The organism is Salinicola rhizosphaerae (genome assembly GCF_014652715.1).
In the GTDB taxonomy this organism is placed as follows: domain Bacteria; phylum Pseudomonadota; class Gammaproteobacteria; order Pseudomonadales; family Halomonadaceae; genus Salinicola; species Salinicola rhizosphaerae.
In genome coordinates this window covers 435,267-450,303 of record NZ_BMZI01000004.1, presented here as the reverse complement: position 1 = coordinate 450,303, position 15,037 = coordinate 435,267, and the positions used below count along the sequence as shown (strand labels likewise).

The 15,037-nt window shown below is 63.5% G+C and carries 13 protein-coding genes; 7 read left to right on the top strand and 6 right to left on the bottom strand.

Going from position 1 to position 15,037, the window contains the following annotated elements; all coding sequences use genetic code 11:
- The first annotated feature begins 44 nt into the window (after window positions 1-44).
- From IE125_RS10820 to IE125_RS10810, 3 genes are all read left to right on the top strand, one after another.
- Window positions 45-1,145: a branched-chain amino acid aminotransferase gene (locus tag IE125_RS10820; RefSeq protein WP_229809055.1), complete on the top strand. Its 1,101-nt coding sequence runs from the start codon at window positions 45-47 to the stop codon at window positions 1,143-1,145.
- A 133-nt stretch (window positions 1,146-1,278) separates the two neighbouring features.
- On the top strand, window positions 1,279-2,019 hold the full coding sequence (locus tag IE125_RS10815; RefSeq protein WP_189444663.1) for an SDR family oxidoreductase: 741 nt from the start codon (window positions 1,279-1,281) through the stop codon (window positions 2,017-2,019).
- Between the two features lie 432 nt (window positions 2,020-2,451).
- Window positions 2,452-2,877: a DNA polymerase III subunit chi gene (locus tag IE125_RS10810; RefSeq protein ID WP_189444662.1), complete on the top strand. Its 426-nt coding sequence runs from the start codon at window positions 2,452-2,454 to the stop codon at window positions 2,875-2,877.
- A gap of 1,120 nt (window positions 2,878-3,997) precedes the next feature.
- Here IE125_RS10810 and IE125_RS10805 read toward each other — a convergent pair.
- Window positions 3,998-5,530 (bottom strand): methyl-accepting chemotaxis protein, encoded by a 1,533-nt coding sequence (locus IE125_RS10805; protein WP_229809054.1) that lies wholly within the window; start codon window positions 5,528-5,530, stop codon window positions 3,998-4,000.
- A gap of 346 nt (window positions 5,531-5,876) precedes the next feature.
- Between IE125_RS10805 and IE125_RS10800 the strand changes: the two genes are divergently transcribed.
- Together IE125_RS10800 and IE125_RS10795 are read left to right on the top strand one after the other, a co-directional pair.
- A complete protein-coding gene (locus tag IE125_RS10800; protein ID WP_189444806.1) occupies window positions 5,877-8,729 on the top strand; it encodes a valine--tRNA ligase in 2,853 nt (950 codons plus the stop codon).
- 277 nt (window positions 8,730-9,006) lie between these two features.
- Window positions 9,007-9,723, top strand: a complete 717-nt coding sequence (locus IE125_RS10795) for a phosphatase PAP2 family protein (RefSeq protein WP_189444660.1) — start codon at window positions 9,007-9,009, stop codon at window positions 9,721-9,723.
- Window positions 9,724-9,738: 15 nt separating this feature from the next.
- On the opposite strand, the gene IE125_RS10790 is transcribed toward IE125_RS10795, so the two are convergent.
- Window positions 9,739-10,893 (bottom strand): GGDEF domain-containing protein, encoded by a 1,155-nt coding sequence (locus tag IE125_RS10790; RefSeq protein ID WP_189444659.1) that lies wholly within the window; start codon window positions 10,891-10,893, stop codon window positions 9,739-9,741.
- 275 nt (window positions 10,894-11,168) lie between these two features.
- Between IE125_RS10790 and IE125_RS10785 the strand changes: the two genes are divergently transcribed.
- Complete coding sequence (locus IE125_RS10785; protein WP_189444658.1) at window positions 11,169-11,570, top strand: DoxX family protein; 402 nt, start codon at window positions 11,169-11,171, stop codon at window positions 11,568-11,570.
- 73 nt (window positions 11,571-11,643) lie between these two features.
- On the opposite strand, the gene IE125_RS10780 is transcribed toward IE125_RS10785, so the two are convergent.
- The 3 genes from IE125_RS10780 to IE125_RS10770 are packed head-to-tail and all read right to left on the bottom strand — an operon-like array spanning window position 11,644 to window position 13,269.
- The gene (locus IE125_RS10780) at window positions 11,644-12,327 is read right to left on the bottom strand and encodes a uracil-DNA glycosylase family protein (protein ID WP_229809053.1); all 684 of its coding nucleotides are present in this window, start codon (window positions 12,325-12,327) and stop codon (window positions 11,644-11,646) included.
- 21 nt (window positions 12,328-12,348) lie between these two features.
- Complete coding sequence (locus IE125_RS10775) at window positions 12,349-12,822, bottom strand: TspO/MBR family protein (protein ID WP_189444657.1); 474 nt, start codon at window positions 12,820-12,822, stop codon at window positions 12,349-12,351.
- Between the two features lie 6 nt (window positions 12,823-12,828).
- Entirely contained in the window at window positions 12,829-13,269 is a 441-nt protein-coding gene (locus IE125_RS10770) for a VOC family protein (protein WP_189444656.1), read from the bottom strand.
- 157 nt (window positions 13,270-13,426) lie between these two features.
- Here IE125_RS10770 and IE125_RS10765 point away from each other — a divergent pair, with 157 nt between their 5' ends.
- The gene (locus IE125_RS10765) at window positions 13,427-14,497 is read left to right on the top strand and encodes a metal-dependent hydrolase (RefSeq protein ID WP_189444655.1); all 1,071 of its coding nucleotides are present in this window, start codon (window positions 13,427-13,429) and stop codon (window positions 14,495-14,497) included.
- A 104-nt stretch (window positions 14,498-14,601) separates the two neighbouring features.
- On the opposite strand, the gene IE125_RS10760 is transcribed toward IE125_RS10765, so the two are convergent.
- Window positions 14,602-15,009 carry a DoxX family protein gene (locus IE125_RS10760; protein ID WP_308430137.1) on the bottom strand — a complete coding sequence of 136 codons (408 nt, stop codon included), beginning with the start codon at window positions 15,007-15,009 and terminating at the stop codon, window positions 14,602-14,604.
- Between the last annotated feature and the right edge of the window lie 28 nt (window positions 15,010-15,037).

Below are 15,037 nucleotides of genomic sequence, written 5' to 3'. Positions count from 1 at the left end.
GCGTTCGGTCCGACAGGCATCAAGGACTGTCAGGAGAAGTCGCAGTGTCCACCTCAGGTTTCGAAGCCCGCCCATCCGCCAATCCTCTCGACGCTGCCTTGCGTAACGAGATTCTTGCCAACCCGGGCTTCGGCCGCTACTTCACCGACCACATGGTACACGTACGCTGGACCAAGGCGACGGGCTGGCAGCGCGGCGAGCTGAAGCCCTACGGCCCGCTCATGATCGACCCGGCCTCGCCGGTGCTGCACTACGGCCAGGAAATCTTCGAGGGCATCAAGGCTTACCGTCATGCCGATGGCTCCGTCTGGACCTTTCGCCCCGAGAAGAACGCCGCCCGTTTCCGCGCCTCGGCGCGTCGTCTGGCGCTGCCGGAGCTCGACGACGAGACCTTCCTCGGCTCGCTCAAGACGCTAGTCGCACAGGACGCCGAATGGGTGCCGACGCCGAAGAACGACGCCGAGGAGTGCAGTCTCTATCTTCGTCCGTTCATGATCGGGAACGGCAAGTCGCTCGGCGTCAAGCCGGCCGCCGAAGTCGACTACTATCTGATCGCCTCCCCCGCCGCCTCGTATTTCAAGGGCGGCGGCAAGCCGGTGTCGATCTGGCTCTCCCAGCACTATAACCGCGCCGCGCCCGGCGGTACCGGCGCCGCCAAATGTGGCGGCAACTATGCGGCGTCACTGCTGGCCCAGGCCGAAGCAGAAGCTCATGGCTGCGATCAGGTCGCTTTCCTCGACGCCGCGGAGAACAAGTGGATCGAAGAACTCGGCGGCATGAACCTGTTCTTCGTCTACCGTGATGGCCGGTTGGTCACCCCGGCGCTGACCGGCACGATTCTCGAAGGCGTCACCCGCGATTCCATTCTGGAACTGGCGCGCGACGAGGGCCTCACGCCGGAGGAGCGCCCGATCAGCATCGACGAGTGGCGCGATGGCGTCGCCAGCGGCGAGATCGTCGAGGTATTCGCCTGCGGCACCGCCGCCGTGATCACGCAGATCGGTCAGCTGGTGACCGAGGAAGACCGTATCGTCACGCCGGAAGCCGGCGCCGAGGCCGTCAGCGGCAAGCTGCGCAAGCGCCTGCTGGACATTCAGTATGGCCGCGCCGAAGACAGCCGCGGCTGGCTCATGCAGCTGGCCTGATTTCGGCCTACGCTGAGCGTGTAACGCGATTCACCAACGACCGCCACTCGGCGGTCGTTTCGTCTGCGGGCCAACCCGGGGCGCCAGGGCTCCGGCTCGCTTCCCCGTCTGCCATCCATAGAAGGATTTCGTGATGAAGCCAGTGATGATCATTACCGGTGCCGGGCGCGGCATCGGCGCTGCCACCGCCATCGTGGCCGCCCAGAAGGGTTACGCCGTCGCGGTCAATTACCGTAGCGACAAGGCCTCAGCCGACAAGGTCGTCGCGGAGATCGAAGCCGACGGCGGTCAAGCGATCGCCGTGCAGGCGGATGTGGTCGACGAGGCTGCCATCGTTACCTTGTTCGAAACGGTCGACCGCGAACTCGGTCGGGTCGATGTGCTGGTCAACAATGCTGGCGTGGTCGACCAAATCAGCCGCGTCGACGAGATGAGCTTCGAGCGTGTCGATCGCATGATGAAGATCAACGTGGTCGGGCCATTCATCTGCGCGCGCGAAGCGATCAAGCGCATGTCGACGAAGCATGGTGGCAAGGGTGGCGCGATCGTCAACGTGGGCTCTGCGGCCTCTCATCTCGGCGGCGCCGGCGAATATATTGACTACGCCGCTTCCAAGGGTGCTATCGACGTGATGACCGAAGGGCTATCGAAAGAGGTCGCCGGCGAAGGTATCCGCGTCAACACCGTACGTCCCGGTGTCATCCGCACCACCATTCACGCCAGCGGCGGCAATCCGGACAAGCCCGACGTGGCCGGCGACGTGATTCCGATGGGCCGCATCGGCGAGCCGGAAGAGATCGCCAGCACCGTGCTGTGGCTGGCCGAGGCCGGGTTTACGACCGGGGCGCTGGTCGATGTCGACGGCGGCGTCTAGTCCTCCATCGATTGGCTGCGCGTCGCCCAGGCGGCGTTGAATCCAGCTGCGCGATACTCATTGAAGCCCCCCTCAACTGCGCTCGCTTAGCTGGATTCGCCTTGCCTGAGGCTAGCTCGCTCAATCGCTCGGAAGCGCCGGAGAGCCTTGTTCGTCTCAGGCTCTCTCAGTGTCAGGGCTGTATTAAATCCAGCTCCGCGATGCTCATTGAAGCCCCCTCAACTGCGCTCGCTAAGCTGGATTCGCCTTGCCTGAGGCTAGCTCGCGCAATCGCTCGGGTTCACCTCAGCCCATTCCTCTCGCTCGGCGACGATTCAGGTAACATTGGTAGCTCGCAACTTGGGCTCGTAGCTCGTAGCTAAAATCGTCTCTCTTCCCGCTTCCCGGCGCGAAGCGCCGCTCTTACTGCTTACCGCTCCCCGAAGGGGATTTATGACCAAAATCGATTTCTACATTCTCCAGGACACCACGTTAGAAGCCCGGCTGGCGTTCGCCTGCCGGCTGGCGGAGACGATCTATCGCAAGGGATACCGTCTGCACGTCCATACGCAGGACGAGGCAATGGCCCGGCAGATGGACGAGATGCTGTGGACGTTCCGCGAGGAGAGCTACGTGCCGCACGCCGTTGTCGGCGATGACGTGGCGCCGGTACCGCCGGTCACCATCGGCTGGGAGAGTACGCCTGAGCCCGGGGTACAAGCGATGCTCAACCTGCACGACGAGATTCCGGAGTGGTTCTCTCGCGTCGAACGGGTCGCCGAGATCATCAACCAGCACCAGGACGTGCTTCGCACCAAGCGCGCCTGCTGGCAGACCTACAAGGATCGCGGCTACCCGGTCGAGGCGCACAAGCTGTGAGACGCGAGCCCGGCCTTGCACCGACTTGCTTCCTCCAACATTAACGGCTCGGGGCATCTGGCAGGAGGGAGCATCACGAGCGAATGGGGTGCACTTGAGCCTTTCGCGAGCAAGCTCGCTCCTACCAAGAACCGGTCCGAGGGGGTTCGTGGGAGGGAGCTTTGCTCACGAGCAGGACGCACGGTTGAGCCTTTCGCGAGCAAGCTCGCTCCAACCAAGAACTGGTTCGAGGGGTTCGTAGGAGGGAGCATCGCGAGCGAACAGGATGCGCGGTTGAGCCTTTCACGAGCAAGCTCGCTCCAACCAAGACCCAGTTCGAGGGGTTCGTAGGAGGGAGCATCGCGAGCGAACAGGATGCACGGTCGAGCCTTTCGCGAGCAAGCTCGCTCCCACCAAGGACCGGTTCGAGGGGTTCGTAGGAGGGAGCATCGCGAGCGAACAGGATGCGCGGTTGAGCCTTTCGCGAGCAAGCTCGCTCCAACCAAGAACCGGTCCAAGGGGTTGGTAGGAGGGAGCTTTGCTCACGAACAAGATGCCCGGTTGGGCCTCTCGCGAGTAAGCTCGCTCCCACCAAGAATCGGTCCGAGGGGGTTGTAGGAGGGAGCATCGCGAGCGAACAGGATGCGCGGTCGAGCCATTCGCGAGCAAGCTCGCTCCGACCAAGACCCGGTTCGAGGGGTTCGTAGAAGGGAGCATCGCGAGCGAACAAGATGCGCGGTTGGGACTTTCGCGAGCAAGCTCGCTCCCACCAAGGACCGGTTCGGGGGGTTCGTAGGAGGGAGCTTTGCTCACGAACAAGATTCGCGGTTGAGCCTTTCGCGAGCAGAGCTCGCTCCAACCAAGAACCGGTCCGAGGGGGTCGTAGGAGGGAGCATCGCGAGCGAACAGGATGCGCGGTTGAGCCTTTCACGAGCAAGCCCGCTCCAACCAAGACCCGGTTCGAGGGGTTCGTAGGAGGGAGCATCGCGAGCGAACAGGACGCGCGATCGAGCCTTTCGCGAGCAAGCTCGCTCCCACCAAGACCCGGTTCGAGGGGTTCGTAGGAGAAAGCATCGCGAGCGAACAGGATGCGCGGTTGAGCCTCTCGCGAGCAGAGCTTGCTTCCACCAACAGCCCTGATCTAGACCTTGAAGCGCTGCACGGCGTCTCTCAGCGCCTGCGAGCGATCCTTCAGCGTATCCGCCATGGCAGAAGTCTGTTCGACGAGCGCGGCATTCTGCTGCGTGGTCTGGTCGAGCTGCGAAACAGCATCGTTGATCTGCTCGATGCCGCCGGTCTGCTCTACCGCAGCGCTGGCGATCTCATCGAATATCGTGTCGACCTCGCGGATGCGGGCATCGATCTCCTGCATGCGAGACTTCGCTTCGCCGACACGCTCGGCTCCAGCATTGATCTGACTGTTGGAGGTATCGATCAGCCGCTTGATGTCCTGAGCGGCGGTGGCCGAGCGATTGGCGAGCTGGCGCACTTCGCTGGCGACGACGGCAAACCCCTTGCCATGCTCGCCGGCGCGCGCAGCCTCCACTGAGGCATTGAGCGCAAGAATATTGGTCTGGAACGCGATGTTGTCGATCAGGCCGATGATCTCGGTGATCTCGCCGGCACTTTGACGGATCTCTTCCATCGACTCGACCGCGGCCAGCACCGATGCCTGTCCTTCCTGTGATGTCTCGCCGGTGCGTTCGACCAGTTCGCGTGCTCGGCTCGCGTTGTCGGCACTATGACGCGTGGTCGCCGTCATCTCCTCCATGCTCGAGGACGTCTGCTGCAGCGCCGCCGCCTGCTCTTCGGTGCGGCTGGCGAGCTCCTGATTGCCGGCCGAAATTTCCGCGGCGCCCTGCTCTACCGCAGAACTCGAGACATGGATCTCGCTGACGGCCTGCTGGAGTTCATCCTGCATGCGCTGGATATCTCGCAACAGGCTGTGTGTCCCGTTCGAGGTCGTGATGCTGCCGGTCAGATCACCGGCGGCGATACGCTCGACCACGCCAGCCGCATAGGCTGGTTCACCGCCCAGACGCCGCAGCACTCTGGCGATCATGAACCAGAACGCGAGCGTCACAAGCATACCGGCGACAAGACCGACAACGCTCGAGTGAAGCAGCTGGCTCAGTACCTGATCATCGACGTCGCCCATGAATACGCCACTTGCGACATAGAGATCCCAAGGCGCGAACCGTGCCACATAGGCGTGAACGCGCGGCTGAGACTCCGCTCCGCGGGCGAAATTGGAACGGTAGTCCGCGAACCCGTGACCCCCGGTGCGCGCCGCATCGATCATCGCGGGGAAGATTCGCTTGCCGGTCGGGTCCGTTGCCTGAGAGACATCCTGGCCCTGCTCGCGCTTGGGGTGCGCCCGGATCTTCAGGTCTCCGCCAAACGCAAACACGTAGTTGCTGTCGTTCTCGAAACGTATCTCGCGCAGCGCTTCGAAGGCGGCCTGCCGTGCATCGGCCTCTTGCATCGCGCCGTTCGCGGCAAGCTGCTGGTAATGGCCAAGCAGCGAAACGCCCATGTCGACCGCCGTGACCATACGCTGCTCGCGCTCCGCGACCAGCGCGTCGCGCATCTGCCAGGCGTTGATGACCAGCATACCGACGACGATGACCCAGAGGATGGCGATACCGATCCAGCGCTGGCGGCGCAGTGACATCTCTCGGCGCTCGCTCGGCGCGGTGCGGTTACGCCGCGTTGCCTCTTGCCGAGTGCTATTTGCGGCGGTAACCGGATAAACGCTTGAGGAATTCATGGTGTAGCGACTGCTCCCTTTCTTCTTCGAATTGACCACTCGCGACGTCCGCCGTCGAGCAGAAAGCTGATATCGCCTGTCGGGAAAGGGAGTTGAGTTTTGATGCTAAATAAAGTGGCGCCCTGACGCCGCATGGCCCCAGAGGGTATAATCGCCGCCATTTTCGCCACGTCGTCGCCGGGCTCTGCTCGGGCGCCGGCGAGCGTCTGTCACCGAATGCCGAGCCGGAAGCCTTCCTGTCATGAACGAGATGGACAAGACCTACCAACCCGATCAGATCGAAACCCGCTGGTACGAGCGCTGGGAGCGTGACAACCGCTTTGCGCCGAGCGGTGAAGGCGAACCCTTCTCGATCATGATTCCGCCGCCCAACGTGACCGGCAGCCTGCACATGGGCCATGCGTTCCAGGACACGATCATGGATACGCTGACGCGCTACCGGCGCATGCGCGGTAACAACACGCTGTGGCAAGTGGGTACCGATCACGCCGGTATCGCCACGCAGATGCTGGTGGAGCGCAAGCTGGCGGCCGAGACCGGCCAGACGCGCCACGACCTGGGCCGGGAGGCATTTACCGACAAGATCTGGGAGTGGAAGGCGGAGTCCGGCGGCCATATCACCCGCCAGCTGCGGCGCATGGGCGCGAGCGTCGACTGGACGCGCGAACGTTTCACTATGGACGACGGTTTCTACAAGGCGGTGCAGGAAGTCTTCGTGCGCCTGCATGACGAAGGACTGATCTATCGCGGCAAGCGTCTGGTCAACTGGGACCCGACGCTGCATACGGCGATCTCGGATCTCGAGGTCGAGAACCGCGAACAGCAGGGCCAGTTCTGGCACTTCCGCTATCCGCTGGCCGACGGCGTGAAAACCGCCGATGGCAAGGATCACCTGATCGTCGCCACCACGCGCCCGGAAACGCTGCTCGGTGACACCGGCGTCGCCGTCAATCCGGAAGACCCCCGCTACGCCTCGTTGATCGGCAAATTCATCGAGCTGCCGCTGGTAGGACGTCGCATTCCGGTGATTGCCGACGAGCACGCCGACATGGAGAAGGGCTCGGGCTGCGTGAAAATCACGCCGGCCCACGACTTCAATGACTACGAAGTCGGCAAGCGCCACGACCATGCGCTGATCAACATCTTCTCCAAGGATGCCACCGTTCTCGAGCGCGCCGAGGCGTTCGACCTGCAGGGCCGTCCGCTTGCCGATGTCGACACGACGTTGCCGGCGGCCTACGCCGGTCTCGGCCGCTTCGAGGCGCGCGAGCGCATCGTCGCCGACATGGACGCCGCGGGCCTGCTGGCGCAGATCGAGACGATCAACAACACGCTACCCTACGGCGACCGCTCCGGCGACGTGATCGAGCCGCTGCTGACGGATCAATGGTTCGTTGCCGTGGAACAGCTCGCCAAGCCGGCCATCGCCGCGGTCGAGAATGGCGATATCGAGTTCGTGCCCAAGAACTACGAGAACATGTACTTCGCCTGGATGCGCGATCTGCAGGACTGGTGCATCTCGCGCCAGCTCTGGTGGGGCCACCGCATTCCGGCGTGGTACGACGCCGAAGGCGGCGTCTTCGTCGCGCGCACCGAAGCCGAAGCGCGCGAGAAATATGGCATCGCCACCGATGTTGCGCTGACCCAGGACGAGGACGTGCTCGACACCTGGTTCAGCTCCGGACTCTGGACCTTCGGCACGCTGGGCTGGCCCGAGAAAACCCCGGAACTCGAGACGTTCCACCCGACCAGCGTGCTCGTGACCGGCTTCGATATCATCTTCTTCTGGGTCGCCCGGATGATCATGATGACGCTGAAGTTCACCGACGAGGTGCCGTTCAAGCAGGTCTACGTCCACGGTCTGGTGCGCGATAGTCAGGGCCAGAAGATGTCCAAGTCCAAGGGCAACGTACTCGACCCGATCGACCTGATCGATGGCATCGACCTCGAAACGCTGGTCGCCAAGCGCACCGGCAACATGATGCAGCCGCAGAAAGCCCGCGCGATCGAGAAGGCGACGCGGGCCGAATTTCCCGACGGCATCGAGGCCCACGGCACCGATGCGTTGCGCTATACCTTCCTGTCGCTGGCGACCACCGGGCGCGACATCAAGTTCGACATGGGCCGTCTCGATGGCTATCGCAATTTCTGCAACAAGCTGTGGAACGCTTCGCGCTACGTGCTGATGAACGCCGAAGGGCAAGATGTCGGGGCAAACGACGAACCGGTATCGCTCTCTCTCGCCGACCGCTGGATTCTGTCGCGGCTGTCGCAGACCGAGGCGCAGGTCACCAAGGCGCTGGACGAGTACCGCTTCGACCTCGCCTCTCAGGCGCTCTACGACTTCGTCTGGAACGAATACTGCGACTGGTATCTCGAGCTCTCCAAGCCGGTGCTGTGGGACGATGCCGCCGCTCCGGAGGCCAAGCGCGGCACCCGACGAACGCTGGTGCGCGTACTGGAGTCGATCCTGCGTCTGGCGCATCCGATGATGCCGTTCGTCTCCGAGGAGATCTGGCAGCGCGTGGCGCCGCTCGCAGGCACCCGGGGGAGCGAAGGCGATAGCCTGATGACCCAGCCCTGGCCGATGGCCGAGAATGCCGGCGTCGACGAGCAGTCGATTCGTGACATCGAGTGGCTCAAGGGCGTGATCATCGCCGTGCGCAACATTCGCGCCGAGATGAACATCGCACCCGGCAAGCCGCTCGATGTGCTGTTGACCAAAGGCGTGGCCGCCGACCGCGAGCGACTCGAGGCCAACCGCCTGTTTCTGGCCAAGCTGGCCAAGCTCGAGAGCGTCGCCTGGCTCGACGATCCAGCGCAGGCGCCGCTGTCTGCTACCCAACTGGTGGGCGATATGGAAGTGCTGGTGCCGATGGCGGACCTGATCGACAAGGAGGCCGAACTGGCTCGGCTGGCCAAGGAGATCGACAAGCAGGACAAGCTGATCGGCGGCATCGAGAAAAAGCTCGGTAACGAAGGCTTCGTTGCCAAGGCGCCCGAAGCCGTGGTCGAGAAGGAGCGCGGCAAGCTCAAGGAGTATCAGGCCGCGCGTCAGCTTCTGATCGAGCAGCGCGAGAAGATCGCCACCCTCGATGCTTGAGCCGGCGGGCGCCTCGTAGCGCTTCCCGCGCCTTGGCGCATCCTCCGATCGAGATCCCGCGCGATCGAATACGAACCCCGGCCCCGGCCGGGGTTCGTGCGTCAAGACCTCGCCCATTCACCGGTATGCGTTCGGCCCGCAATAGCCAGCGGTTAAGAAACATTGTTTCTTATGTTTGTCTTAAATTAAAATGGCACACCGCATCGATGCCCTCGTGCCGACGCTGTTCCGCCAGGTGCATCGAATTCGTCCGCTTTCTCTTTCGAGACGACTCGCCATGCCCCTGACCTCGCCCAATCTCAAACGCATCGTCGCGTTCAACCTGACCGGTCTGCTGCTGCTGCTCAGCTGGGCCTGGCCCCACGGCGTGTTCTGGTTGGATCTGGATGACAAGGTGTTCTGGACCTTCAATCACTGGATCACGCCGGACAACGGCCTTTGGGACGACGCACTGGCGCTGCTCAACACGCGCTTCTTCGATGCTGCCTCGTTCGGCGTCATGGGCGTTCTCTTTACCATCGCCATGCGTCGCGACGCACGCCCTGACCGCGTTAGACGCTGGGTCGGCATCGGCATGACGATGCTGGTGACAGCCGGGGTGCTCGCGCTCGTCACGGACAAGGCGATCACCTACGGGCATCCCAGTCCGACGCGCTTTTTCGCCAACGCCATGCATCTCACCGATATCGTCAGCATTCCGACCAAGGATGGTGCCGCCAACAGTTTTCCCGGTGACCACGGGCTGATGCTGATGATCTTCGCCGGTTACATGCTGCGCTTCGCCGATCGGCGTGTCGCCACGTGGAGCGTGGCTTTCGTGGTGCTGCTGAGCGCGCCGCGAATCATGGTCGGCGCTCACTGGTTCAGCGACGTCTACATGGGCGCGCTGAGCATTGCGCTGCTGGCCTTGCCCTGGGTGCTCTGCACGCCGTTGGCAAGCCGCAGCGCAGGTGCCATTCAGCGCGGGTTGTCACGTTTCAAGCCAACCCGCTGAGGCGGCCGTTCGCGCTCACGCCGTCTCTTTTTCACCGGCGCTGGCCGAGAGCGCACTCTCGGCCCCCTCGGCCAGACGCTGAGCATTGCGCGAAGCCGCGCTGCGATCATGACCTTCGACCACGACCCGATCCCGCCCCTCGGACTTGGCGGCGTAGAGTCGCCGATCCGCAAGTTCGACGACATCACGTAGCGATCGCCCTTCTCGAGACCTGGCGACCCCCATGGAGAGCGTGACCGGCAGCGCAACACCGTCGAACAGACAGGGCTGCCTGGCGAGACGGTCTCGAATGCGCGCCGTGGCGGTCAGCGCCTCACCCGACCCGGCCCCGGGCAGTAGAATTAGAAACTCCTCTCCGCCCACGCGGCCGATGCAGTCGTCGCCGCGCAGCGAATCCCGCAGCAGGCCGGCCAGGTGATGCAGCACCGCATCGCCAGCGGTATGGCCGTAGTTGTCGTTGATCTCCTTGAAGCGATCGGCATCGACCAGCACGACGGAAAAGCTGCGGCCCGCCTTCCACAGCAGCGAGGCACGCTCGAAAACGGCACGGCGATTGAGCACGAGCGTCAGCGAGTCGTGCATGGCGTCTCGGCGATAGCGATGCTCCAGCCGATCGGTGATCGTCAACGTGCGCAGAATCACGATACAGAGCATCACGAAGACCAGCGCCAGGCCAAGATCGGAGAGCAGCGAGTCAGCGACCGACACCGCGCTGGATGCCGGCATCGGCAGGTGAGTGACGATCAACGAGAAAACGATCAGCCCCGCCGTCGCGGCGATCTTGGTCCGCCGGTGCAAATCGGCCAGCATCAGCTCGACCTCGGCAAACAGCAGGTAGTAGATCAACGATGTCGTCTGTCCATCACCGACCACGACGACGCCGTAGCTGACGAAGAGCAGAAAGGCACTCAGCTTGAGCGCCAGCGCCCAGGCCACCAGCAGGCGACGATGGAGCCAGAGTGCACCCGCGTAGGCACAGAGGCAGAGCAGATCGAGATGGCCGAGAAAGGCGTGGCCCACGGCGTAGATCAGCGGTGCGGCGGCGGCCTGTACGCAGAACGCCAGCAGGTAGATCTCGGCCATGATCTCGTAACTGCGCCGGCGCTCGACCGCGAGCTCGTCGGGTGGCATGGCGATGGCGCGCCATATCGAGAACAGGGGACTCCGCATGGAAAGGACTCGTTATCTTGTTATGGCGGCGCACGAGCAGATCCCGAGGCATCCGGCGCCCCCAAACCGTTCGTCAGAGCATGCCGACTTGGGCCATTTTGTCGCGGAGAGTATGGCGCTTTTTACACGGGATTTACATGACGAAAATCACTGCCCGTGATGTACGCGAAGGCTTACACCGATTCGAGCGATTGGCCCCCGAGCAGGCTCGCGCCTTCTGGTAGCCTAGGCACGCCCACAAGGCACCGAACCGATAACCACAGGAAGCATTCCCCATGCGGTTTTTTCACAACGATGATCTCGGCAAGCTGCTGCTGCGGCTTTGCGTCGGCTTGCTCGTTCTCCTTCACGGTCTCAACAAGCTCGCCGATCCCACCATCCTTAACGGCATCGCCAACCAGCTGGTGCACATGGGGCTACCCTCTTTCGTAGCCTATGGCGTCCTGATCGGGGAGATCGTGGGACCACTGATGACGATCATCGGCTATCAGGCCCGCATCGGCGCGCTGCTCATCGCCATCAATATGGTCGTTGCCCTGGCTCTGATGCATCTCTCGCAGCTCTGGACCCTCAATGCCCAGGGGGGCTGGACGCTGGAGCTGCAGGGCATGTTCCTGTTCGGCGCGCTGGCGGTACTTTTCTTGGGCAGCGGGCGCATGGCGGCCAGGCCCGATTGAGCCCGTCGACGGCACAGCGTCTCACTCGATGCCGAGCGCTGTTGAACTCAGTCGACGCCGAGCGCTGCTGAACTCAATCGACGCCGAGCGTCTTTAGCCGCTGCTGCATCAGGTCCGGGAAGCGCTTGAACCAGCGCTGATTGAGAGGCGAAGGGTGGGGCAATGGCGCTAGCGTCAACTCCCGTGCCGTGCCATCCGCCAACGCGAGGCGTGTTCGATGCGTGGCGTCGAAGCGATCCTCGCGCTGCCAGAATGCCTCCAGCGACTGGCGTACGTCGCGGGGCTGGTCGAGGCCGAACCACAGGAAAGCTTCGCGCCCCAGCGTGATGACGGTCTCCCCTCGCCAGGTCTCGAGCAGTAGGCGGGCCATCATCGGTTGGAATCGTCGCTTAACCGCCATCGACCACGCCTTGTTGCCAAGCGGCTTGTACGGCACGGTGTTGATCCAGAAGACTTCGTGACCGACGTCTACTGAACGCTCGAAATCCGGCAGCGCCTCGCCGTGACGCCGCCGATACAGAGCATCCCTCACCTTCTGTCCGCCGGCGCCCACGAATGGCTGTCCGATTTCCACTTCCTTGCGACCGGGGTCGCGCCCCATGATCGCCAGCTTGGCATCAACCGGACCAAGACCGACGATCGGCGCCAACGGATCACGCTCGAATTCGGCATAGACATCGCGGTCGAGCCGCTCGAGCGCCTCGGCCTCGCGCCGCATCGCCCGTTCGAGCGCGGTCGGTATCGCGACCTTCTTCAAATAAATCGCCTCGCATCGCGGTCAGGGGAATGTGGCATTGAGCACCCACAGCGCCGCGTTGAGATAAACGGCAAAGCTGACCCACACGAGATAAGGCACCAACAGCCAGACCGCCAGCCGAGAGTGACGCGAGAAGCTCACCAGCGTCCACACGATCAATCCCCACAGCAGCAGCAGATCGAGGAGCCCGAGCAGCATCCAGTGCGCGGCGAAGAAGAGCCACGACCACAGACCGTTGGCGACGAGCTGAGCCACGAAAGGCGTCAATGCCTGACGTCGACGATTCGCCGGTGCCATCAACGTGACGCGCCAGGCAGCGACGGCCATCATCACGTAGAGCAGCGTCCACGCCGTGGGGAACAGCCAGTCCGGCGGCGTCAACGGCGGCTTTTCCAGCGCGGCATACCACGCCCCGGGCGGTGCGAGAATGCCGCTGCTGGCGGCGATCGCCACCAGCAGCAGCCAGCCGATCAGCAGGCGTGACGAGCGACTCACCGACGCTTACCAGCTGCCGGTGTTGGGCATGGAGGCCCACGGTTCCTGCGGCGCCAGGGAGTCACCCTTCTGCAGCAGCTCGATGGAGATATCGTCCGGCGAGCGCACGAATGCCATATGGCCGTCGCGCGGTGGGCGATTGATCGTCACGCCGCCGTCCTGAAGCTTCTGGCACAGCGCGTAGATGTCATCGACGCGGTAGGCGAGATGGCCGAAGTTGCGCCCGCCGGTATAGGTCTCGGGGTCCCAGTTGTAGGTCAACTCGACCATCGGCGACTTCTCCGCCTTCGCGCGAGGCGTGTCGTTCGGGGTCGCGAGGAAGACCAGCGTGAAACGCCCTTTCTCGTTCTCCTGGCGCGAAATCTCCTGCAGGCCCAGCAGGTCACAGTAGAAATGCAGCGAAGCGTCGAGATCGGTGACGCGAACCATCGTGTGCAGATATTCCATGGAATCTTCCTGATTCGTCAGTGTGTTGGACGCATTCATGGTAGACCAGGAACGACTGTCGGTGAATGCGGGCTCGACGTTTGCGCCGGGCTTGCGCAGACTCGGATCGCACGCCTGATGCGTGACAGGACGGCATATCCGCTTTCAAGGAGATCGAATGGACTCGCTGACCCAAGCCTGCCTGGGTGCCTCCATCGGCGGCGCGGTCATGCCCCGCCTGGGCAGGCGCGCGTTACTGATCGGCGCCGCGCTCGGCACCCTTCCCGACCTGGATGTCGTCATCGATTACGGCAACGCGGTCGCCGACTACACGCATCATCGAGGTTTCAGCCACTCGCTGTTCGTGCTCACCGGTGTGGCGACGCTGCTCACTCTGATCACTCGCCTGCTGCCGCGATCTCGAGATGTCGCGACATTCGGGCACAGGTGGCTGCTGTTCGCGCTCTGCCTGCTGACTCATCCGCTGCTCGACGCCTTCACCACGTATGGCACGCAGCTGCTGTGGCCGCTGAATACCCCGCCGATCGCCTGGCACAGCCTGTTCATCATCGACCCGTTCTACACCCTGCCGCTGCTGATCGGTGTGATCGTGGTCGCCGTCTGGCCCCGACGGCATCGCCTGCTCCGCTGGGTGCTGGGCCTCTCCTGTCTCTATATCGGCTTCAGCCTCGGTGCGCAGGCGTTCGTGGAATCACGGGTTCGCACGGCGCTGGCCGAACGCGGCCTGGAGAGTGCCCCGCTGATGGTCCAGCCGGCGCCGCTGACCACGCTGCTCTGGCGCGTCACCGCGGTGGGCGACACCGACATCCAGGAAGGCTGGGTGAGCCTGTTCGATGGCAACGCGCCGATCGTCTTTCAAGAGTGGCCGATCGGAACGCTCGGGCGCGATGTGGCTCTGAAGACCGACGACGGCCAGCGCCTTGCCTGGTTCAGCGGCCCCTTTCTGCGCTATGCGCATCAGCCAATGCCGGACGGCGGCGACCGTCTGATCGCGATCGATGTTCGCCTCGGCATTCCCGGCACGCATCCGTTCGCCTTTCCGCTGGCGCAGCGTGCCCCGGCCGAAGGCGGTGCCCAATCACAGTGGCGCGCTATTCATGGCGAGCGATTGAGCCAGGGGCGGCCGGATGGGGCCGTGCTGACGCGCCTGATGCAGCGCCTCGTCGACCCGACGGTCGTGCCCATTCCGGCACCGCCTGAAGCCGATGCCTTGACGTGGGCTCGCTAACGCACCAGCGGCGCTCGGCCACGGGAGCTCCCGACAGGCGAGAACGCAAACCGCCCGACATCGACGATGCCGGGCGGTTTCCAGGTCGACCGTGAAACGAGCGATCAGTCAGGCTTGACGGCGAATCGACCGCTGCCGAGGAACATCACCACCAGCGCACCGAGCAGGTACATCGCCTGCAGCTCCAGCATCCAGCCGCCCTGCTCCGTCAACAGACCGAATTGCGGCAGGTGTACCAGGGCGACGGCGACGATCATGTTGCCCGCCATGAGCAGGCCACCGATTCGAGACTGCCAGCCGACGATCACCATCAGCGGCCCGACTACCTCCCCCAGCAGCACGCCGTAGGCAATGAAGGACGGGAGGCCATGCGCAGCGAGGGTCTGTCCCAGCCAATCGAACGCCGCCGGGTGGGCGATCTTGTTGATGCCATGAAGCAATATGAGGCAGCCCACACCCAACCGCAGAATGAGCTTGCCCAGGTCGTCCTGCTGCAGCAGCTGACGCATCATGTGTTCCTCGTAGGATGAGCGTCGAGCG

Bases quoted from the DNA above. Each gene is read 5' to 3' on its own strand.
- IE125_RS10760 (WP_308430137.1), bottom strand. From the start codon at position 15,009: ATGATGCGTCAGCTGCTGCAGCAGGACGACCTGGGCAAGCTCATTCTG.
- IE125_RS10770 (WP_189444656.1), bottom strand. From the start codon at position 13,269: ATGGAATATCTGCACACGATGGTTCGCGTCACCGATCTCGACGCTTCG.
- IE125_RS10790 (WP_189444659.1), bottom strand. From the start codon at position 10,893: ATGCGGAGTCCCCTGTTCTCGATATGGCGCGCCATCGCCATGCCACCC.
- IE125_RS10785 (WP_189444658.1), top strand. From the start codon at position 11,169: ATGCGGTTTTTTCACAACGATGATCTCGGCAAGCTGCTGCTGCGGCTT.
- IE125_RS10815 (WP_189444663.1), top strand. From the start codon at position 1,279: ATGAAGCCAGTGATGATCATTACCGGTGCCGGGCGCGGCATCGGCGCT.
- IE125_RS10805 (WP_229809054.1), bottom strand. From the start codon at position 5,530: ATGTCACTGCGCCGCCAGCGCTGGATCGGTATCGCCATCCTCTGGGTC.
- IE125_RS10765 (WP_189444655.1), top strand. From the start codon at position 13,427: ATGGACTCGCTGACCCAAGCCTGCCTGGGTGCCTCCATCGGCGGCGCG.
- IE125_RS10800 (WP_189444806.1), top strand. From the start codon at position 5,877: ATGGACAAGACCTACCAACCCGATCAGATCGAAACCCGCTGGTACGAG.
- IE125_RS10810 (WP_189444662.1), top strand. From the start codon at position 2,452: ATGACCAAAATCGATTTCTACATTCTCCAGGACACCACGTTAGAAGCC.
- IE125_RS10795 (WP_189444660.1), top strand. From the start codon at position 9,007: ATGCCCCTGACCTCGCCCAATCTCAAACGCATCGTCGCGTTCAACCTG.